Genomic DNA, 20,765 nt, shown 5'->3' with positions numbered 1-20,765 from the left:
GTGCCATGTCGGCAGCTGCACATCGGTGTTTGTTCTTAACTTTGTGTATGATTGTGGTACTCGGTATTCAGTTAACCGCCAGAGGGTATTTTGACTATCACGAGCTCAAGCCATTATATGCCACCAGTGTCTGGATCATTAATCTATCCACTTTAGCGGCTGTCTATCAGTATCCGATTAAACATACCCGTATGTACCTTAAAAAATCAAAAGAAGCATGATGTGTTTTAGCCCTCTTTTGAAGGACTAAAACTAAACGTCATATAAGCCATTTTGGGTTTGCTAGCAGTAAACATAACAAGTGTGCAAAACAGGCCAGTGATGGACATTCACTGGCACGACTTTCTCAAACATTTTTTCTCCTGAGCCAAATCTATGCCGATGGCAAATTGAGTACGGTGAGAGGTATGAAAGACATGCCATCGACGCTGACGGTGAACCAACTCAAGTAAAGCGCAAGTCGATGTTGGTTTATAAAACTGTGACTCACGAATTACGTCATTTCTTTTTTAAAATTGAACGTTCAAAGCGAATATGTTTTAGCATTTGATTGCTTCTAAAAAACAATATTGACTTGTTCACAAGTACCGTGGACACGGGCTACTGCGCCTCTGCTATTGCTACGAATCAAGTATTTAAATTCTATTATATTTGTTCTGTTTGTGAACCCAGTTTGGCTTCTGTTCGTAAAGAATGTAGTGTTGTTAGATTAATACGTCGTTTTCCAATTATTTCCGGTGGGTTTATGTTCTTCAAAAAAAATATCGTCCGAGAGGCAAACATTCAATTTGTTAGCAGTCTCAGTGGACATGCGTTGTTAGTTGATCAAAAAGCCAATATCCTTGCTACTAGCCATTCGGCAAGGCGATTTGTGCCCACCGTTCAAGAACGAGAAGCGGTTGCCTTGAACAGTGTTTTACCCACCGTACGATTAACGGAGGGACATCAAGAAACTCTGATTGATGGAGCTCACTACAAAACAATTGTTACTAAAATTCGCAGTGACAATAATCCTCTATGGCTTTTGCAATTTGAGCTAGATAACTTATTGCTGGGAGTTGATGAATTTCTTGACGCGTTTCTCGCTGTCGATGACGATGCCTATTGCCTAATAAGTGCAAATGGTACCGTTTTGAAGTGCTCTGCTACGCTAGAGTCGTTTATCAAGCAACTTGATGTGAATGAGCTGCTATCTAACTTCTCTGGTACCCAACAGATTGCGTTAAATGACAAAACATTTGAGGTGTTTTGCTATCAGCTTCCTCACATCAAAAATGCGCGATTATACAAATTTAAAGAGATAGACCAAGACGACAGTGAGTCAGAGAATATTGACCTCATGAAGCGGGTCGTAGAAAACACCACCTGTTCTGTCATTGTTACCAATACCAAGGGAGAAATTTTATATGTTAACCGGGGTTTCGAGAAACTGACCGGTTATAGTGCGTCTGAGGTTATGGGAAAACGTCCCGGTAGAATGCTGCAACGAGAACAAACAGATAAAGCAACGGTTGCACGTATTTCAGCAAACTTGAGAAACAAACAGCCATTTTACGAAGAAATTCTAAACTTTGATAAGGAAGGAAATCCCTACTGGATCGTGTTGTCAGTCAACCCCACGTTTGATGAAAACGGCATACATACAGGTTTTGTTGGTGTAAGTTCTGACATTCGTGATATTAAGCGTCAAGTCATCGAACAACTCACCCAAAGAGATGCGGTTGATAAAAACTCGGTCGTTATGGAGTTTAAACTTGAAGGGGAGTTAAAAGAAGCTAATGAGTTTTGCCTTAACCAGTTAGAGCTGCGCTCATCGTCAGCAGCCAGCAGTATTATAGGTAATTTGTTTAGTCACACATCGGGCGAAGATAAGCAGAAACTAATAAATGGCCAATCAATAAGTCTGACCATTAACTTGAACAACGGTGATAAAGCAATACTACTCGACTGTATTGTGACACCGATCGTTAACTTAAATGGAGAAGTGCACAAGTTTATTGCGTTTGGCGATAATATATCTGATAGGAACTCAGTAATTGAAGGGACCCACACAGCGATGAGTCAAGTTTTAGATCGCATTCAAGGAATCGTGAAAACCATAAATTCCGTATCTGAACAGACGAATTTACTCGCTTTAAATGCGGCGATAGAGGCTGCCAGAGCAGGTGAAGCAGGCCGAGGTTTCGCTGTCGTGGCTGATGAAGTAAGAGCATTAGCTTCAACTTCTACGGATGCAGCTAGTCAAATAGGCGGGTTAATCAAGGAAACTCAAGAGCATGTAAATGGTCTGTCGAACTTCCTTGCTTCTTAGTTGCCGTGAGGCAAAACAATTTAGATAGGTTTATGATTAGCGCTCAGGTGGCGCTAAACATGAACACTAGCTTATAGATTTGTTCCTGTTCAAAAGGCAGTTCGAATTAGTATCAAAACTAATCAGTTTTGCCTTTAAACTCACACAAGTCTTCATTCAAACACGAGCCACACTTTGGTTTACGCGCCGTACACACATAACGGCCGTGTAAAATAAGCCAGTGGTGTACATCAACCTTAAACTCCTTGGGCACGACTTTTTCAAGCTTCTTTTCCACCTCAACGGCATCTTTACCCATTTGGTTTGAAACGCTGAAGGGTTGGTGTTAATGACAAAGGACATTTAGTTTAAAATACGCCATTGTCGTTACGAATGGTCCCACCACTTATCAGTGAATAAAAGCGCATAAAGCCGTCTAGTGCTTGAATTGAGTCCCAGTGCTCGACAATCTGGCCATCTTTAACTTGCCAAGTATCAATGATATTCATGCCTTTTTGGTCGTTGCCCCTATCGTCTTTGTACAAAGTGGCGTGAGAGTGAAAGACCACAAAATCACCATCAACAAGAATGCGCTGAACGTCGTAAGAATACTCTGGGTAATCTTCTACAAAATCTTGTAAAAAACTAACTAACCCAGTCATTTTATCTGGAAGGTTACGGTTATGTTGTTTGTACGCACTATTGTTGTAGTGTGCCAAAACATAATCAAAATCGTGATTATTCATCAGGCTTTGCACAAAATCTGTGATGAGCAACGCATTTTCTAACTCTTGTTTTGTCCAGTTTGATTTTTGCAATGATTTAAAATCAATGCTCTGTTTATCAATACCTTGTGCGAGTGAGCCCATGCTTATTAAAGCAAATAATAAAAATGTAATAGCCTTAAACATAAATACTTCCTAAAATTCTATTTGGTTACTAAGTGAGACTATAGTAATTATTAGTAACCAACCTTGCAATTAGGCACACAAACCTACCCTAGGCACAAATAGGTAACCTAATCGAGGTGTATTTTTAAATAAAACAGATAGTTAAGGGGGAGTTGATGGCTGCAAAAAACATTCAAGAAAGACGGAGATTTTATAATGATGAGACATGTCCAATCCGTAATGTGATTGCTCAAATTGGGGATAAATGGTCAATGTTAATTTTATTTGCTTTAGTGGATGGCGCTGATCGGTTCAACTCTTTGAAGTCTAGAATCATAGGGATCTCACAGCGGATGCTAACGCAAACGCTACGAGACTTAGAGCGTGAAGGTTATGTAAAAAGAACGGTATTCCCCGAAGTACCAGCACGCGTTGAATATGAATTGACAGCCATGGGAAAAGGAATAGTAAAGCCTCTATATCAGCTTGTTACTTGGGCTGATGAACACCATGATGAAATCCATAAAGCGCGTAAAGCGTATGACAGAAAAGCTCAGTCATAAGTTTTAGGTCTTTCACTAGTTGGATGATACTCAGCAAGTACTGATGACTCATTGGATTGTTATTTTAAACTCATACCGTTCTTCAACCAAGCAAGCCCGCATTTAGCCTCGTACCTAGTCGCCATGGAAGGTCAACCTGTGATGTGTGTCAATGGCGATGGTCGCCAGCCAAACGATAAGAGAGGTAGGTTATGATTGTTCATTTACCTAAGTTTATACGCTGATGCTTGGTGATGAGGTGCAATTTAACATAGAAAACTCTCAAGTTGTCGAATATGAGAAGAGTGTAGATGAAATTTAGGGTAGGTTGTTTTTTATACTGTCCATTTCATTTCAATTTAAAGCAAGAAGGAAATCGCTTTCATGTTCATAGCTTCAATTAACCCCAGTTATTTAAAAGCATTATTTTTTAGTTTTATCATTTGTATAACATTAACAGCGACAACTAGCTGGGCGGGGGAGGCTAAAGAATTCCTGAGCACACTTAAAGCTCACTATGAAAGCACCCGTTCAATTAAAAAGTTCTCACTGAATTATCACTTCTTAAACAAGCAATATAGATCGCATGACTATTGGGATTACGCAGCACCGAATAGAATAATGTCGGTTAGAATGGTTGAAGTTGACATGGTTAAGAAGTACTTCTATGACAATGATATCTTGTACACGCCGGGAGGTCAGATACTTGATAGAGTGCAGTTCCAAAATGACACGCATAGTTACTACTATGAAAAGAATGGTAACTTTTTAGGTAAGCGTTACTTTAATGTAGGGCTAGGAAACTTTGACCGATTCATGAGTTATAACATCTTGAATATCGACTTTTTAGCTGTAAGGCCGTTACTTGCAGAAAAAAACATAGCAGAGAATGTGACGCTGCACAAAGATGAAAGATTTGGAACGACTGTACTTACACACCGAAACGCGGATGATCAAGTTATTGAATATGCCTTTAGTCATGAGCCATTGCAATTAGTGTCGCTTCACAATAAAACACGGCAGGCGCTGTTTATTTATGATGATTATCAAACTACACGAGGATTAACCTTTGCCCGTTCGGTTAATAAATATTACGACGGTTCAAAAGTCCCCGCATACATAAGCTTTAATGATAAATTTGAAATTATTGAAGAAGTTGATGCATCTAAACTGCAACTTCCTTCTGGTTATGGCCCCGAAATACCAGCAGGTGATGGTGTGTTAGTAGCGGATGAAATAGCAAAAGGTCTCTACTTGGTTACTGACTCGGCTGCTTGGCGCAACAGTCTATTCAAAGTGAATGGTGATGACATTATGGTATTTGGTGGCAGTGGGGCACCAACATTGGCAGAGAAAACCATTAAGGTTATTCAAACACTGTTTCCTGATAAGACCATAAGCACAATTCATGTTACACATCCCCAAGAATCTGATATTGCTGGACTAGTAGCCTATGCAGAACTAGGTGCTGAAATACTTGCCGATGAATATACAATTGAGGCTATCAAGGCTTACCCTGATTTTGCCAAGGACATTCATAAATTTAAGTTTCGCACCATCACAAATGACGAAGTTATTAGTGGAGTTCACTTTTATGTATTAGAGAGTATGCATGCTAAACGACAAAGCTTTGCGTATTTCAAAGACAGTGGCATTATTTTTCAAGCAAACTTCTTAGATATTGCTTTTGATAATACCATCCCTAAAGTTGTTCCCAGCTATACTCGAACTTTTATTGACTTTGTTCGTAGTAAAAAACTTAACATCAGCCGTATTGTCGGCAACTATAAAAACAACAATATTTCTGTAGATGTTATGAACAAAACTTATGATGCAATGATGTAACAGTATGGACCATACAGATGGAGTTGATGGAATAGGGTGTTCATCAGTGACATTGCCATAGGTTATTGTTTAAAGGCTGAACTATCTTTATAGGATGGCACGTGGGTGAACGGAAATAATTTGGTTACATCCACGATTAGCTGCTCAGTCGTTGCCTTAAACTCTTTTGGCGCCAGCTTTTTGAGACGTCGACTATGTTTTGACCCATAGCACACTTGATACGGTTTGAAGCACGAAAGTGCAAAGTTTGGCCAGCCGATTACCAAATTTTCATGGTCGCGCATTTAATTTAAGGATTGTCGCAATTGTTCAAGACAGGTAGCACACCTATCTGTAGCCATACTGAGACTTTAATCGACAAGAGGGCAATACCTTGAAATTTAAATACACGATACTGTATGTTGAAAATGTCAGTGAAACTTTCAGTTTTTATGAAAAGGCATTTGGACTGAAAAAGAAAATGCTGCATGAAAGTGGAGAGTATGGGGAGTTAGATACAGGTAGTACAACACTTTCCTTTTCTTCCCTAAAGCTTATGAATGAGTTAGGCAAGAACCCCGCAGAACCTAACCCTAAAGCCCCGACATTTGAGATAGCTTTTGAAACTGATGATGTAGAGACTGCACTTGCTAATGCGCTGGATCCTGGGGCGTCACTGGTACAAGATATAACACAAATGCCTTGGGGTCAGACAATAGCTTATGTAACGGAGAATAATGGCTTTTTAGTTGAAATATGTACGCCTGTTAGGCCTTAGGCGTAGCCTTTGCTATTGAGCTGCCTGATGATAGCTGGATAACTTAATAGCTGTACTGGTGTCAGCCCAAGCCAGCGTTGAAACTCTCTATTCATGTGGGATTGGTCAGAAAAACCATGGTTTTGGGCTACATCAGCCAAAAGAGTGTTGTGTGTTAAGCTTCGAGCTGCTTTTCTAACCCTAGCTAACTGCAGCCAATAACTAGGCGTTCTTTTTGTTTTATGCAAAACCAGTCGTTGCAAGGTTCTGACACTGACTCCAAGTTGGGCTGCGCTTTGTTTTATAGACCCAGTGTCGCAGGCAAAGCATTCCAAAACTTCTTCAATGGAGCTTTCAGAAGAAACAAAATCGCCAATAAAACTCTTTACATCTTGCGCATGACATCGTTTGGCTTCAATGTATTCTAGTAGCGCTTGTTCTTTAATTTGTGCGCCTGGACTTAAACGAAAGCCAGCCCACTGGCTATTCGCTTCTATTTGGACTAACTCTGGGCGATCAAACAGCTCAGAAACAAACCAATTTTGCTTATCATTTCCGAGCGTTTTTACTATCAAGTCGCGACAACCATCCGGAATGATAACGGTCGATGATGTGCGACTATATTCTGCTCGCCAACTAGCAATTAGGTTATTGTCCATATTTTCACGCTGATATTAGCTATCGACTTTATCATTAAACTCACACAAGTCTTCAATCAAACACGAGCCACACTTTGGTTTTCGCGCCGTACACACATAACGGCCGTGTAAAATAAGCCAGTGGTGAACGTCTACCTTAAATTCCTTGGGCACGACTTTTTCAAGCTTCTTTTCCACCTCAACGACATCTTTACCCATAGCAAACTTGGTACGGTTAGAAACACGGAAAATATGCGTGTCTACCGCGATAGTTGGCCAGCCAAAGGCGGTGTTTAGTACCACGTTAGCGGTTTTTCTACCAACGCCCGGTAGTGCTTCAAGGGCTTCACGGTTTTCAGGGACTTCGCTACCATGCTTTTCAACCAAAATTTGGCACATTTTATAGACGTTGTTTGCTTTTGAGTTAAACAGGCCAATGGTTTTAATGTAATCTCGCAGACCCTCAAGACCTAAATCTAGAATGCCCTGTGGTGTATTGGCAACAGGAAACAGCTTGCGGGTGGCCTTGTTGACCCCCACATCTGTAGCCTGGGCAGACAAGGTAACCGCTACTAACAATTCAAACGGCGATGAGTACTCAAGTTCGGTTTCTGGATGTGGATTGTCATCGCGCAGACGGGTGAGTATTTCAATACGTTTTTGTTTGTTCATAACTGCTTCTTTATTCTTTTACGTTAAACTGGTGACGCGCGCTCTCGGCGCTTTTTCCGGCTCTGTTGAAGGCGCGGCTTTGGCTTTAATTTGTGCGTCAATCACATTCTTAGCCGCGATCAAAAGTCCTAAGCCTAAGAAAGCTCCGGGAGGTAAAATTGCCACTAAGAATTGACTGTCAAACTGAAATATTTCCACTCGTAAACTGGCCGCCCACGGGCCCAGTAACAAGTCTGCACCGTCAAACAGCGTACCTTGGCCAATCAACTCACGCATGGTGCCCAATACAATTAATACAATGGCAAAACCAAGGCCCATCATAACGCCGTCCCAAGCGCTAAGTAAGGCGTTGTTTTTCGAAGCAAATGCTTCTGCGCGACCAATAATGGCACAGTTGGTCACAATCAAGGGGATAAATATTCCTAGGGATTGATATAGATCATAGGTATAAGCGTTCATCAACAGTTGTACTATGGTCACAAACGCCGCGATGATCATCACAAACACTGGAATACGAATGTCTTTGGGAACCCAATTACGCACCACAGATACGGTTACATTTGAGCCCACCAATACTAATAACGTTGCAAGTCCCAATCCCAAGGCATTGGTAATCGTGCTAGTCACTGCCAGCAATGGACATAGCCCCAATAGTTGTACAAGGGCGGGGTTGTTTGCCCACATGCCTTCTTTGAATAAGGTTTTCATTTCGCTCATTGTACGTCTCCATTGCATTGGTTTTTAGCTGCAAACAAGGCGGTAAAGTTTTGTTGTGTATACTCTACAGCTTGCTTCACTGAGCCAACAACGGCACGTGGTGTGATGGTGGCCCCTGTGAACTGGTCAAATTGACCGCCGTCTTTTTTAACCGCAAATTGCGCTGCATTGTCTGCGTTAATGGTGAGGCCGTTGAATGTGGTGATCCAAGCAGATTTTGCCAGCTCGACCTTATCGCCAAGGCCTGGAGTTTCTTCATGACGAGTAACGCGTACGCCGCTAATACTGCCATCGGCTTTAACGGCAGTTAAAATATCAATATTACCACTGTAACCTTTTGGCGTTACGTGGCGCACTAATAGGGCTGCGGGTTGTCCTGCTTTGGTTGCGCGATAAATTATATGTGGCGCACCGGGGCCAAGCTCGGGAGCACTGCTGCTGGTACAGTCTAAATATAAGATGTTGTCATATTCATCGGCGCTTAAAACTTGCCCTAATAGCTGCATTAAATGTTGTTTCTCTTGTAAAGCAATGCGCTCAGCGGTCATTGACTGAACAAGGCGACACCACCTGTGGTTGCCAGCGCAAAGGCGGTTAATATCGCGCCATTTCGATACATAGATTGCGCTATCATTTTGCTACTCCATGGCCATAAGTACGAGGTTGCGTGTAGTGATCAATTAAAGGCACCGCCATGTTCATGATCAACACCGCAAAGGCGACGGCATCAGGGTAACCACCGTAGTTGCGGATTAAATAGACCAGCAAGCCAATACACGCGCCGTAAATTAATCGACCACGATTGGTGGTGGAGGCTGAAACTGGGTCAGTGGCGATAAAAAATGCACCTAGCATGGTGGCGCCGCTGAGTAGGTGAAACAGGGTGCCAGCATGATTTCCGGGGGCAAGGATAAAGCCAATGGCCGAGCACAGAGCCAGTGTGCCCAGCAGTGCAACAGGTATATGCCAGTTAATCACTTTGGTTTTTAATAAAAATAGGCCGCCGGCTAAGAAGGCGAGATTAACCCACATCCAACCAATGCCAGCGTAGGTTGTAAATTGCTTACCCATCATCGCTTCGGTCACAGTCAAGTTTTGTGATACAGCGGTTTTTACAGCATCAAGCGGTGTTGCCATGGTGGTGCCATCCACTGACGTCATCGCGCCGAGTAAGTCTTTATGGTGTGTTGAGTACTCGAAGAAAATGAGCGTTATTTGATCTACCAAACTCGGTGGCAGCTCAAGCAGGCTGCTGACAGGTGTCCAGCTGGTCATTTGTACTGGGAATGAGATTAGTAATAACACGTAGGCTGCCATAGCAGGGTTAAATAAATTGAAGCCTAATCCTCCGTAGAGTTGTTTAACCATGGCAATAGCAAACACAGTACCTATTACAATTACCCACCAAGGTGCCAGTGGTGGAATACTGATAGCCAGTAACACAGCGGTTAACCAAGCACTGCCATCGCTAAGGGCGGGCCAAACGGGTCGTTTACGAATGCGCAGCATCACAGCTTCGCTGAGGCTTGCGGTGATCAGTGCTAAAATCAGTTGCACAATCACGCCAAATCCAAAGAAATAGCACTGAGCGATAATGCCGGGAATACAGGCCGCGATGACCGTCAGCATCAGCCTACTGAGGTTTTTATGACTGTGATTGTGTGGGGATGAGGCCATGCTTAGTTTCATGACGGATCATTTCCTTCTTGTTCTTTGGCTTGTTTCTTAGCCTTTGCTTTAGCGACGGCTGCTTTGATGGCTGCCTGACGTTTCTGTTCTGGCGTTTGCGGCTCTGCGTCTGATCCGTGTTCGCCTTGCGACGCACTTTGTTGCTCGGCCTGTTGCGCAGCTTTTTTGGCTTTGGCGCGGGCGATAGCAGCGGCAACGGCGGCTTTACGCGGGTCGTCGTCTGTTTTGTTCGTCTCAGGCTCAGCGGTTTGCTCAGCTTGGGTTTCACCTTGTTGCTCGGCCTGCTGCGCGGCTTTTTTGGCTTTGGCGCGGGCGATAGCAGCGGCAACGGCGGCTTTACGTGGGTCGTCGTCAGTTTTGTTCGTCTCAGGCTCAGCGGTTTGCTCTGCTCGGGTTTCACCTTGTTGCTCGGCCTGCTGCGCGGCTTTTTTGGCTTTGGCGCGGGCTATGGCAGCGGCAACGGCGGCTTTACGTGGGTCGTCGTCAGTTTTGTTCGTCTCAGACTCAGCGGCTTGCTCTGCTTGGGTTTCACCTTGTTGCTCGGCCTGCTGCGCGGCTTTTTTGGCTTTGGCGCGGGCTATGGCAGCGGCAACGGCGGCTTTGCGTGGCTCATCATCCGATTTTTTCGTTTCAGACTCAGAGGCTTGCGCTTGTTGTGGCTGTTCATTTTGTTGCTCACTTTGCTGCGCAGCCTTTTTGGCTTTGGCGCGGGCAATTGCGGCAGCGACGGCATCTTTTTTGCTACTGGTCTCATTTGAACTTTCACTTGATGCTGCGTCCTCGGAGTGCTTTTGCTCTTTGTACTGTCGAGCCTGTTCTTTACGTCTGGCGCGCTCTAATGCAACTTCACTGTTATCTGGCTCTAAACTGCCATCCGCGGCTTTTTTCGCTTTTGCACGTTCTATAGCAGCTTGCACTGCCGACTGGTCGCCTTGCTTTTGTTTCACTCTGGCAAGTGCATCAGCCACTTTGGCTTTTTCTGCATCAGGTTTGGCCGCACGAGAGGTTGAACGTTTGTGTTTATTTTGTCTTTCTTGCTGCTCGCGTTCCAAACGTTCTTTACGAGCTTCAAAACGCTCTTTAGCCCGTTCTGCTTTGATCTGATCCAGTTTTTGCTCTCGAATCTCGGCCTTTGCGACTCGATAGTATTGCACTAGAGGGATTTCGCTTGGACATACGTAAGAGCAGGCACCACATTCGATACAGTCAAATAGGTTGTAGGCTTCGAGTTTGTCGTAGTCTTTGCTTTTGGCAAACCACTGCAACTGTTGAGGGAGCAGAGTCTGTGGGCAGGCATCCGCACATGCGCTGCAACGAATACAGGCTTTTTCATCGCCAGGTTCAGCTAATTCTTGATTGTCGGGTGCCAAGATACAGTTTGTGGTTTTGACCACGGGAATGCGTACGGTCGGTAGCGTAAAGCCCATCATGGGACCACCCATTACAACACGTTGCTCAGGTACGGGAGTAAAGCCTTGGCAATCAAGTAGGTGTTTGATCTCAGTGCCAATCAGTGCCCAAACATTCTGAGGTTTGTTAATCGTATTCCCTGTGACTGTTACAACGCGTTCAATCAGAGGTTTACCTTTATAAACGGCTTCACTTATGGCAAACAAGGTTCCCACATTTTGTACGAGCACACCAATATCTGCTGGGATCCCCGCGCTGGGTACTTCTTTTGAAGTGAGTACGCGAATAAGCTGTTTTTCACCACCTGAGGGGTACTTTGTTGGTATTGATCTCACTAGAATTGCGCTGTTATGTGCGCAGGCTTGCTCCATAGCCGCAATCGCTTGAGGTTTATTGTCTTCAATGCCAATCAAGACGCGTTGAGGTTTGAGGAGTTGCTGCATCACTTCGATGCCTTGCACAATTTCTTGCGCATGTTCGCGCATCAAAAGATCGTCTGCGGTGATATAAGGTTCACATTCAACGCCATTAACAACGAGAAACTCAATCGGCTGGTGGCTATCTGCCTTTATATAGGTTGGGAAACCCGCGCCACCCATGCCAGCAATACCTGCATTGTGTAAAATATCGATCAAGGTTTTGTGGCTGAGTTCTTGCAAATTACTGATAGGGCTAAGTTCACACCATGTGTCGTTGCCATCTGGCGCAATAACAATGCTTAACTCAGGCAAAGCAGATGGATGTGCAGATGGCATTGGTTTAATGTCAATGATCTCACCTGATGTTGGCGCGTGTACGGGTAATGACCAGTTGGCACTGGGTTTGGTAAGCGCTTGACCTTTTTGTACTTTATCACCCACATCAACCAATAACTGACCGTTGGCACCTATGTGTTGTTTAAGAGGTAGTACAAGCTTGTCAGGCAGTGGCAACCTTGCTATCGGCTGCTGATTTGACAGTGACTTTTGCTGAGGTGGGTGAACGCCACCCGGAAATTGCCACAGGGTGCCACGTTCTATTTGTTCAAGTAACGAGTCCACTTAAACCTCTTAATCTATTTGTTTAACGGCAATGGCGTCCAGTTGCCATTTCCAAGTTTGTTTGGTTTGTTCAACAGGTAGCATATCAATGCAATCAACGGGGCAGGGCTCTACACATAAATCACAGCCCGTGCATTCATCGTCAATGACCGTATGCATTTGCCTTGTTGCGCCAACAATGGCGTCAACCGGACAGGCTTGAATACACTTGGTACAGCCAATACACTCATCTTCTCTAATATAAGCGACTGTTTTTACTGGCTCAGCTTGTTCACCACCGGCTAGGGGCTTAGGTTCAACGCCCATTAAATCAGCCAATTTTTTTACGGTGGCTTCCCCCCCCGGAGGGCATTTATTTATCTCGTCGCCATTGGCGATTGCTTCCGCATAGGGGCGACATCCTGGGTAACCACATTGTCCACACTGTGTTTGTGGTAAGATTGCATCCACTTGATCAACGATAGGGTTACTTTCAACGCGATATTTCACTGCGGCGTAACCGAGTATGAGTCCGAATACAAGCGCCAGTGAGCCCAGCGCAATTAAGGCATAAAACAAAGTCATGGTTATAATTTCACTAATCCAGAAAAGCCCATAAAGGCCAGCGACATTAGCCCTGCAGTTATCATCGCGATAGACGCACCTTTAAAAGGAGTAGGAACGTCTGCGGCAGCAAGTCGTTCTCGCATAGCGGCAAATAATACCAACACTAAAGAAAAACCCACGGCTGCGCCAAATCCATAGACAGCGGAACCAATGAATGTGTGATCTTTTTTAATATTCAATAACGCAACGCCCAGTACAGCACAGTTAGTGGTGATAAGCGGTAAGAAAATACCTAATAGTCGATAGAGTGTAGGACTCGTTTTGCGTACCACCATTTCAGTAAATTGCACCACAACGGCTATCACCAAAATAAAGCTCATTGTTCTTAAGAACGTCAGATCCAGTGGCAATAGGATATATTGGTTGACTAAATAGCTGGTTACGGACGCCAAAGTCAGCACAAAAGTGGTTGCCAAAGACATACCCACAGCTGTGTCTAACTTTCCAGAGACTCCCATAAATGGACATAGTCCCAGAAATTGAACCAGAACAAAGTTGTTTACCAGCACAGTGCCAATAAGCAACATGATATATTCAGTCATTGCAGCCCCTTTTGCGAAAAACTGAGGTGAGTTTTAGATGGCCGTGATTTTAGCAATTTTGTGCGCCAAGATCATAAAAAAATTACAGAATTAAAAATGGTGGCAGGGCACATATGCCTTAAATTGTTGACACTTAACCAATACGAAAGAATAAATTAAGGCCATATAAAATGGCCTCATTTAAAAAATAGGGCGAGGCCGCTAAATTTCTTTTGGCTTTTCTATATAGTAGCCTTGTACGCCATCTAGGCAGAGCGTTTCAACGATATGCTTTTCTTCTTGTGTTTCAACGCCTTCGGCGAATACATTGACCCCGATCCTATGTGCTAAATCGACCATTAAGCGCATGAAATATTGATTGTTTTTATCTTCTTCCAAGCCTCGTGTATAGCTGGCGTCCATCTTAATAAAGTCTGGTTTAAGGTCTCTAAAGAACTTGAAGGAAGTTAAGCCAACACCGAAGCGCTCTACAGTAATACGGGCACCGACGCGATGAACCATATCGATAAAGCGCTTACTGGCTTTGATATTTTGTTGTAGGCCAAACTCACTCACTTCGAATATGAGTTTAGAGGCAATATTGGCATCTTTCAGTAAACGACGCTCTAACCAGATCACAAATTGGTCACTGTGCGCGCTGGAAGCGGTGACATTGATACCAAAATATTTCTCGGTAAAGTTGCGGGTCTTGATGAGTTCCAAAGAGGTATCAATGATTAAGCGGTCAATATCAATGGCCATTTCCAGTTTTTCAGCCATTGCCAAAAAAGAAGCGGTTGGCAGCATCTGGTTTTCTTCGGTTTTAAAGCGCGCTTGGATCTCGGCATAGGCCTTGGTGTTCTTACCCACTGGCATGATATTTTGCATCATCAAAGACACACGCTTAGAACTTATTACCTCACTGATCACTTTACGCCAGTTTTGATTACCAAAACCTGCACCTACGTTATTTACTAGGTCAGACTCTCGCTGGATGTGCCAAGCATTGGCCTGTTTACTTTGTGCCATGCTCATGGCGTTATCCACCACAGAGAGTAGTTCGCCTAATGGTTTACCTGTTTCGTAAGGCACGATACCTGTATTAGCCACGGAGCTTAGCTCTTGGTTTTGTTGGAACTGGGTAAATCTAGCCTGTAATGTTTCACCGAAATGTTCTGCTTCTTTAGAAGGTACATTGGGCAGAAGTACGGCAAAGTCAGAGCTATTGAGCCTAAATGTTTGACTACCAGTATATGTACCACTGACGTGCTTGATGATGTCGGAAACGGATTTTATATACTCATCACCCTTTTGATAGCCACGAGTCTGGTTGATGATTTGTAACTCACTACAGCGGATCATCGCTAAGCTACCAAAAGTCTTTTTAGTCGCTGACTCAATATGATGTTCATAGTGTTCGACAAACATATTGCGATTACCAAGACCCGTGATGACATCTTTATAGGCTTCTTGTTTAATACTTTGCGCAGCGCTTTTTATATCGTGTTCTTTACTCTTTAAAAAATGTGCAAGGCGTTTAAACGAGGGAGTAAGATCGGCACCTAGAGACTGCATTTCTTCGGTATCAAATTCGCTGTCAATATTTGCTGAATTCTGATTGCGGGTGATGTAAACATCAACGGCGTCAGCGACGGTGGTACTGACATTACGAATAAGGCGACGATAAATGGTACGCATATAAAAGATGGGAATAAACGCAAGTAGGGCGGTTACCGCAAAGGTTAATAGCATCGCTTGTTGTAATAGTTGGCCTTGGCTTTGTGCATTGATCACAAACTCAATTTTAATATCTTTGCTCTTATTTACGGCAAATTGTGGTCTGACAGCATTTATACTGGATTCAATCATACTGGCTAACAATGGCAGTGCACTTGGCTCACTAATATTTAAAACGGTTTCGCCATTAAAATTGCGCACTATAAACGTAGAAAAGACTTTGCCATCGGCGAGGGCGGTTTGAATATGCTGGGGTGTCACTTCGGCCATTGTTTTATCATGAATGTATTGTGTGACCATAGCTTGAGCACTTTGCTGTGCTTTACTTACCGCAGAGTCGAAACTCGATGCAAAAAATAACACGCCAAGGAGTGAAAACATCAACCATGAGAAAAATTGTAACAATACGAGTTTCTTGAAACTAGCCATTATTCAGCCATTATTTTTATCTAAAAACGAGGGAAGAAAACTGCAATAAATCAAAATCTTTTTGATTGGATCTAAGCTGTTGTAGGGTAGTGCAAAAGTACTTGAATGTCTATTTAAAAGTGATATTGGCTCCCCCTCCCCGACTCGAACGGGGGACCTGCGGATTAACAGTCCGTCGCTCTAACCAACTGAGCTAAGGGGGAACAATATATAAAGAAGAGTGTGTAATGTGGCTCCCCCTCCCCGACTCGAACGGGGGACCTGCGGATTAACAGTCCGTCGCTCTAACCAACTGAGCTAAGGGGGAACAATTACATTAACGATTGGCTCCCCCTCCCCGACTCGAACGGGGGACCTGCGGATTAACAGTCCGTCGCTCTAACCAACTGAGCTAAGGGGGAATCGTTACATTGAAAAACTTGGCTCCCCCTCCCCGACTCGAACGGGGGACCTGCGGATTAACAGTCCGTCGCTCTAACCAACTGAGCTAAGGGGGAAGCGTGTGTCTCTCAACGGGGCGAAATATTAATGACCCCTTTGCAAGGTGTCAACCAATAAAACGTCATAAAATTAAAAAACTCTCTTATTCGCTGCTTTTCTATTCGATTTGTTGAAATTTATGTCACTCACAAAGCCTTGAGAACAAAAAAGCAGGGAGTGAATTGTTCGTTAAGTCGGTCAAACACACAAAATGTGTGATTATTAAGCTTTTGAGCTAAAAAAGCATCGAACTGCGTTTTTTATAAACTTTTCTGTGCGATCCAAATTCACAATTGAAGATCTGACAAAAAAGATCGCCAACAAGCGGGATGAAAATAGTCTCCAATTCTTGTTTGAATGGTAAATTTGTGACGAGTGCGGCCAGTAATTCTGCATAGATTATCTGTAACTTATAAAAACTCTTTAATAATCAGGTGGTAATGTTTTTGTGCCGTTAAGTAGAATAAAAGGTATCGATAAAAGGAACGAAAGTGTTACCGCTTTTGCACAAAGATCAAGCCTAGAAATAGCCACTTTAATTTGTCAGATCAACTTACGATTATTAGGGTGTCAGAAATGATCTCTCTACAGCCCCTTATTCTATTGGCGTTTCTTGAGTTATCCACGGAATCTGTGGATAACATTGTTTATTAATATTTAAGAAGTGTGTCAACGCCATGAAAATAAAGCCCTGCGAGCATTTCAATATGTTTTATATAATTATTTTTGTTTAATAAAATCAGCGACTTATTAAAATCGCTTATAATTGGCGCAGTTTTTGATAGAAGTGAACTTTTTATGACCAAAACGCACTTTTGTTGTGCAAAAAAAATACTCAAGGTTGTTAAATGTGTAACTAATTTGTCATTTAAGGGGGTTTTGCACATTTTTGAGCGCTAGCTCGGTCTATCATAGACAAACCCTTTGATCCTGATTTTCAGTATGGTAATCGACGAGAGGCAAAATCGTAAGTTAATTGACTGGGTTTCAAGTCGGGGATGATCTAAAATGCCAGGCTCACAATAGGAGAATACTCATTAATATGTCGTCAGTGAACAATCCAGATAAAAGCAATGATATCTTACACGGGGACATTGCTGGTACTTTGAAACGAATGACCATCCCTATGATTTTCGGCATGATCACACTGATGATGTTTAATATAGTTGATACGTTCTTCATCAGTTTGCTGGGTACCGAACAATTGGCTGCGGTCAGTTTTACCTTTCCGGTGACATTTACCGTTATTAGCTTAGCCATTGGTTTGGGGATCGGCACGTCTGCCGTGATTGCTAAGGCACTTGGCGCCAACAAAATAGAAGAAGCTAAGTTTGATGCAACCATCTCACTGTTGATATCAGCAGTGTTTGTGTTTTCTCTATCTGCTTTGGGTTTTGTACTCATTGAACCAATATTTAAATTACTCGGTGCTAATGCGCAGGTAATGCCTTACATATTCGACTATATTTCCATTTGGTTTTTAGGCAGTGTATTTTTGATCACCCCCATGATAGGCAACTCGGTCTTGCGTGCCAGCGGTGATACTAAAACACCGAGTTTTATTATGGGCTTTGCGGGTTTAATCAATGCGCTGTTGGACCCGCTGCTTATCTTTGGCGTGGGACCATTTCCAGAGCTAGGTATTAAAGGCGCAGCGATTGCCAGTGTCATCGCATGGGCAGTGGCGGTCGTGATCATTTTATATCTGTTAGCAATTAAGAAGCGCCTGTTGAGTTTACATGGTGGTCAACAAGGGGTGATAAGCGCAAGTCGTAAAATTTTAAAAATCGGTTTTCCTGCCGCAGGAGCGAACATGCTCACGCCGATGGCGATGGCGGTAATGACCGCGATAGTAGCAGGATATGGCCCTGAAGCGGTGGCCGCATTTGGGGTTGGCAGTCGCATAGAGTCTATTGCAAGCTTAGTGGTGTTAGCATTGTCCATGACTCTGCCCCCATTCGTCAGCCAAAATTATGGGGCAGGTAAATACGATAGGGTCAAGCAGGCGTATCGTAAAACGCTCCAGTTTGTGTTGTTATGGCAGTTAGCTATCTATTTGCTGCTATTTATTTTTTCTGGAGTCATCAGTCGTACCTTTGGTAATGAGCCAGAAGTAGTAAGGGTGATAGAACTATTTATCTACATCATGCCGCTAAGCTATGGCTTGCAAGGTATTATTATCCTGACTAACTCCTCGTTTAATGCTCTACATAAACCCATGAATGCATTAGTGTTGAGTATTGTTCGCCTATTTATTTTCTATGTGCCGTTTGCCTATGTTGGGTCTGTGATTGGGGATTTAGCCGGTTTATTTATCGGAGCGGCGATAGGTAATCTAGTGACCGCTACAGTGGCGTATCAATGGTTTAATCATAATTTGACCAAAATGCATGATGCATCATTAAAGGAGTTTGCCTAATGAGTGACGAGTTTAAACTGGTTTCGCATTTTTCACCCAGTGGCGATCAACCCACTGCAATCGCTCAGTTATGCGATGGTTTAGAAGCGGGTCTTGCACATCAAACCCTATTAGGTGCAACGGGCACGGGTAAAACATTTACCATGGCCAACATTATCAGCAATCTCAATCGACCAACCATTATTATGGCGCACAACAAAACATTGGCGGCACAACTTTATGGCGAAATGAAAGAGTTCTTTCCCGAAAATGCTGTTGAGTACTTTGTTTCTTACTACGATTACTATCAGCCAGAAGCCTATGTGGTTGCCAGCGATACCTTTATTGAAAAAGACGCCTCAATTAATGAACACATCGAGCAAATGCGTTTATCGGCCACTAAAGCGTTGCTTGAGCGTCGTGACACCATCATAGTGGCATCCGTTTCGGCTATTTACGGTTTGGGCGATCCAGACTCGTATATGAAAATGATGTTGCTACTTAAGGTGGGGGATACCGTTGACCAGCGGGACATGTTGCGACGTCTGGCTGAGCTACAATATACGCGCAATGATATGGACTTTAGTCGTGGTACGTATCGGGTGCGTGGTGAAGTTATCGATATTTTTCCTGCTGAATCAGATTCATATGCTATTCGTGTGGAAATGTTTGACGATGAAATAGAACGTATCAGCATGTTTGATCCACTTACGGGCGCAGTTGAAAAACATCTTATTCGCGCGACTATTTACCCCAAGACTCACTATGTGACGCCACGAGAAAAGATCTTAGGTGCGATTGAAAATATTAAAGTAGAACTCAAAGCTCGTCGCGCACAGTTACTGGAAAATAATAAACTAGTTGAAGAGCAACGGGTTGCCCAGCGTACGCAGTATGATATTGAAATGATGACCGAACTTGGATATTGCTCGGGTATTGAGAACTACAGTCGTTATTTATCGGGTAGGGCACCAGGCGAGCCGCCACCAACATTATTGGACTATTTACCAGATGATGCGTTGATGATCATCGATGAATCCCACGTGACTGTGTCGCAAATCGGTGCCATGTATAAGGGTGACAGGAGTCGTAAAGAGAACTTGGTGGAATATGGGTTTAGGCTGCCTTCTGCGATGGACAATCGGCCCCTGAAATTTGACGAGTTTGAAGCCATTGCCCCGCAAACCATTTATGTGTCAGCGACGCCAGGGGATTTTGAACTAGAAAAGTCTAACGGCGATGTAGCTGAACAGGTTATTCGCCCCACAGGGCTGTTAGACCCACAGTTGGAAGTGCGTCCAGTTGCTACTCAGGTTGACGACCTGTTATCCGAGATTTACCTGCGGGTTGAAAAGCAAGAGCGGGTATTAGTGACCACACTGACCAAACGAATGGCTGAGGATTTAACGGATTATCTCAATGACCACGATGTTAAGGTACGGTATTTACACTCCGACATTGACACCGTTGAGCGCATGGAGATCATTCGTGATTTACGCAAAGGCGTATTCGATGTGCTAGTGGGTATTAACTTACTGCGTGAAGGCTTGGACATGCCTGAGGTCTCTTTGGTGGCGATTCTAGATGCCGACAAAGAAGGTTTTTTACGTTCCGCTCGTTCACTTATCCAAACAATAGGTCGTGCTGCTCGACACTTAAACGGTAAAGCGATTCTATATGGTGATGTGATCACTAAGTCCATGCGTAAAGCGATTGATGAAACGGAGCGCCGTCGCGCGATTCAGCAAGCGTACAATGAAAAACATGGCATAGAACCACAGGCATTGATTAAGAAAATTACCGATGTGATGGATACTGGAGAATCGGTTTCACAGGCGGACATTGCCAAAGCCAAGTTGCATAACAAAGCCAAAGTGGCGGTGGTGGACTCAGATCCTAAACAACTGGCCGCGCAAATTAGCGAGCTTGAAGCGAAGATGATGCAACATGCCCGTGAATTAGAATTTGAACAAGCAGCCAAAGTACGTGACCAAATTCATGAATTACAGCAGCAGTTGTTGGGGATTTCATAACTCAATGATGGTCAAAGCGTTATCTATACTGGATAACGCTTAGCTAAATGACGCCTTCGCGTAAGTAAAAAAATGCCAGCATAACGCTGGCA

15 protein-coding genes, 4 tRNA genes and 3 pseudogenes are annotated in these 20,765 nt (G+C 43.5%); 7 read left to right on the top strand and 15 right to left on the bottom strand.

Annotated elements, in window-relative coordinates:
- The first annotated feature begins 5 nt into the window (after nt 1-5).
- Nucleotides 6-221, top strand: coding sequence for a hypothetical protein (locus C2M32_RS20555; protein ID WP_158678227.1), 216 nt, complete (start codon nt 6-8; stop codon nt 219-221).
- Nucleotides 222-745: 524 nt separating this feature from the next.
- Nucleotides 746-2,227, top strand: a pseudogene (locus C2M32_RS21120) (methyl-accepting chemotaxis protein); the annotation flags it as partial.
- Between the two features lie 202 nt (nt 2,228-2,429).
- On the opposite strand, the pseudogene C2M32_RS13860 reads toward C2M32_RS21120, so the two are convergent.
- Nucleotides 2,430-2,627: pseudogene (locus tag C2M32_RS13860) on the bottom strand (endonuclease III); the annotation flags it as partial.
- A gap of 31 nt (nt 2,628-2,658) precedes the next feature.
- Nucleotides 2,659-3,201 (bottom strand): nuclear transport factor 2 family protein, encoded by a 543-nt coding sequence (locus C2M32_RS13855; protein WP_105168934.1) that lies wholly within the window; start codon nt 3,199-3,201, stop codon nt 2,659-2,661.
- 155 nt (nt 3,202-3,356) lie between these two features.
- Here C2M32_RS13855 and C2M32_RS13850 point away from each other — a divergent pair, with 155 nt between their 5' ends.
- From C2M32_RS13850 to C2M32_RS13835, 3 genes are all read left to right on the top strand, one after another.
- Nucleotides 3,357-3,743 (top strand): winged helix-turn-helix transcriptional regulator, encoded by a 387-nt coding sequence (locus tag C2M32_RS13850; protein ID WP_105168933.1) that lies wholly within the window; start codon nt 3,357-3,359, stop codon nt 3,741-3,743.
- Nucleotides 3,744-4,106: 363 nt separating this feature from the next.
- Nucleotides 4,107-5,567, top strand: coding sequence for a hypothetical protein (locus tag C2M32_RS13845; protein WP_105168932.1), 1,461 nt, complete (start codon nt 4,107-4,109; stop codon nt 5,565-5,567).
- A 373-nt stretch (nt 5,568-5,940) separates the two neighbouring features.
- Nucleotides 5,941-6,324 (top strand): VOC family protein, encoded by a 384-nt coding sequence (locus C2M32_RS13835; protein ID WP_105168930.1) that lies wholly within the window; start codon nt 5,941-5,943, stop codon nt 6,322-6,324.
- Here C2M32_RS13835 and C2M32_RS13830 read toward each other — a convergent pair.
- The 13 genes and pseudogenes from C2M32_RS13830 to C2M32_RS13770 all read right to left on the bottom strand — a co-directional run bounded on the left by C2M32_RS13830 (nt 6,321) and on the right by C2M32_RS13770 (nt 16,259).
- A complete protein-coding gene (locus C2M32_RS13830) occupies nt 6,321-6,962 on the bottom strand; it encodes a helix-turn-helix domain-containing protein (protein WP_105168929.1) in 642 nt (213 codons plus the stop codon). The genes C2M32_RS13835 and C2M32_RS13830 overlap by 4 nt on opposite strands.
- 15 nt (nt 6,963-6,977) lie before the next feature.
- Nucleotides 6,978-7,613, bottom strand: coding sequence for an endonuclease III (nth, locus tag C2M32_RS13825; protein WP_105168928.1), 636 nt, complete (start codon nt 7,611-7,613; stop codon nt 6,978-6,980).
- 18 nt (nt 7,614-7,631) lie between these two features.
- On the bottom strand, nt 7,632-8,330 hold the full coding sequence (locus C2M32_RS13820) for an electron transport complex subunit E (RefSeq protein WP_105168927.1): 699 nt from the start codon (nt 8,328-8,330) through the stop codon (nt 7,632-7,634).
- A pseudogene (gene rsxG / locus C2M32_RS13815) lies at nt 8,327-8,964 on the bottom strand (electron transport complex subunit RsxG). Before rsxG ends, C2M32_RS13820 begins: the two are co-directional and overlap by 4 nt.
- Entirely contained in the window at nt 8,961-10,019 is a 1,059-nt protein-coding gene (gene rsxD, locus C2M32_RS13810) for an electron transport complex subunit RsxD (RefSeq protein ID WP_105168926.1), read from the bottom strand. Before rsxD ends, rsxG begins: the two are co-directional and overlap by 4 nt.
- On the bottom strand, nt 10,016-12,469 hold the full coding sequence (gene rsxC, locus C2M32_RS13805; RefSeq protein WP_105168925.1) for an electron transport complex subunit RsxC: 2,454 nt from the start codon (nt 12,467-12,469) through the stop codon (nt 10,016-10,018). The genes rsxD and rsxC overlap by 4 nt, the downstream gene beginning before the upstream one ends.
- 9 nt (nt 12,470-12,478) lie before the next feature.
- On the bottom strand, nt 12,479-13,033 hold the full coding sequence (gene rsxB / locus C2M32_RS13800) for an electron transport complex subunit RsxB (RefSeq protein ID WP_105168924.1): 555 nt from the start codon (nt 13,031-13,033) through the stop codon (nt 12,479-12,481).
- Nucleotides 13,034-13,035: 2 nt separating this feature from the next.
- Entirely contained in the window at nt 13,036-13,617 is a 582-nt protein-coding gene (rsxA, locus tag C2M32_RS13795; protein WP_105168923.1) for an electron transport complex subunit RsxA, read from the bottom strand.
- Between the two features lie 201 nt (nt 13,618-13,818).
- Nucleotides 13,819-15,762, bottom strand: a complete 1,944-nt coding sequence (locus tag C2M32_RS13790) for an EAL domain-containing protein (protein WP_105168922.1) — start codon at nt 15,760-15,762, stop codon at nt 13,819-13,821.
- A 126-nt stretch (nt 15,763-15,888) separates the two neighbouring features.
- Nucleotides 15,889-15,965, bottom strand: a tRNA-Asn gene (locus tag C2M32_RS13785).
- A gap of 27 nt (nt 15,966-15,992) precedes the next feature.
- Nucleotides 15,993-16,069 (bottom strand) — tRNA-Asn (locus C2M32_RS13780).
- Nucleotides 16,070-16,086: 17 nt separating this feature from the next.
- Nucleotides 16,087-16,163: transfer RNA gene (locus tag C2M32_RS13775), tRNA-Asn, on the bottom strand.
- Nucleotides 16,164-16,182: 19 nt separating this feature from the next.
- A tRNA-Asn gene (locus tag C2M32_RS13770) sits at nt 16,183-16,259 on the bottom strand.
- 1,025 nt (nt 16,260-17,284) lie between these two features.
- Between C2M32_RS13770 and C2M32_RS13760 the strand changes: the two genes are divergently transcribed.
- Complete coding sequence (locus tag C2M32_RS13760; protein WP_234401296.1) at nt 17,285-18,661, top strand: MATE family efflux transporter; 1,377 nt, start codon at nt 17,285-17,287, stop codon at nt 18,659-18,661.
- Entirely contained in the window at nt 18,661-20,673 is a 2,013-nt protein-coding gene (gene uvrB, locus C2M32_RS13755; protein WP_105168920.1) for an excinuclease ABC subunit UvrB, read from the top strand. Before C2M32_RS13760 ends, uvrB begins: the two co-directional genes overlap by 1 nt.
- The last annotated feature ends 92 nt before the right edge of the window (nt 20,674-20,765 follow it).

Origin of the sequence: Pseudoalteromonas sp. T1lg23B (assembly GCF_002964665.1) — a bacterium.
Lineage (GTDB): Bacteria > Pseudomonadota > Gammaproteobacteria > Enterobacterales > Alteromonadaceae > Pseudoalteromonas.
This window is presented reverse-complemented; position numbering and strand designations above follow the sequence as displayed.

Bases quoted from the DNA above. Each gene is read 5' to 3' on its own strand.
- C2M32_RS20555 (WP_158678227.1), top strand. From the start codon at position 6: ATGTCGGCAGCTGCACATCGGTGTTTGTTCTTAACTTTGTGTATGATT.
- C2M32_RS13855 (WP_105168934.1), bottom strand. From the start codon at position 3,201: ATGTTTAAGGCTATTACATTTTTATTATTTGCTTTAATAAGCATGGGC.
- C2M32_RS13850 (WP_105168933.1), top strand. From the start codon at position 3,357: ATGGCTGCAAAAAACATTCAAGAAAGACGGAGATTTTATAATGATGAG.
- C2M32_RS13845 (WP_105168932.1), top strand. From the start codon at position 4,107: ATGTTCATAGCTTCAATTAACCCCAGTTATTTAAAAGCATTATTTTTT.
- C2M32_RS13830 (WP_105168929.1), bottom strand. From the start codon at position 6,962: ATGGACAATAACCTAATTGCTAGTTGGCGAGCAGAATATAGTCGCACA.
- nth (WP_105168928.1), bottom strand. From the start codon at position 7,613: ATGAACAAACAAAAACGTATTGAAATACTCACCCGTCTGCGCGATGAC.
- C2M32_RS13820 (WP_105168927.1), bottom strand. From the start codon at position 8,330: ATGAGCGAAATGAAAACCTTATTCAAAGAAGGCATGTGGGCAAACAAC.
- rsxD (WP_105168926.1), bottom strand. From the start codon at position 10,019: ATGAAACTAAGCATGGCCTCATCCCCACACAATCACAGTCATAAAAAC.
- rsxB (WP_105168924.1), bottom strand. From the start codon at position 13,033: ATGACTTTGTTTTATGCCTTAATTGCGCTGGGCTCACTGGCGCTTGTA.
- rsxA (WP_105168923.1), bottom strand. From the start codon at position 13,617: ATGACTGAATATATCATGTTGCTTATTGGCACTGTGCTGGTAAACAAC.
- C2M32_RS13790 (WP_105168922.1), bottom strand. From the start codon at position 15,762: ATGGCTAGTTTCAAGAAACTCGTATTGTTACAATTTTTCTCATGGTTG.
- C2M32_RS13760 (WP_234401296.1), top strand. From the start codon at position 17,285: ATGTCGTCAGTGAACAATCCAGATAAAAGCAATGATATCTTACACGGG.
- uvrB (WP_105168920.1), top strand. From the start codon at position 18,661: ATGAGTGACGAGTTTAAACTGGTTTCGCATTTTTCACCCAGTGGCGAT.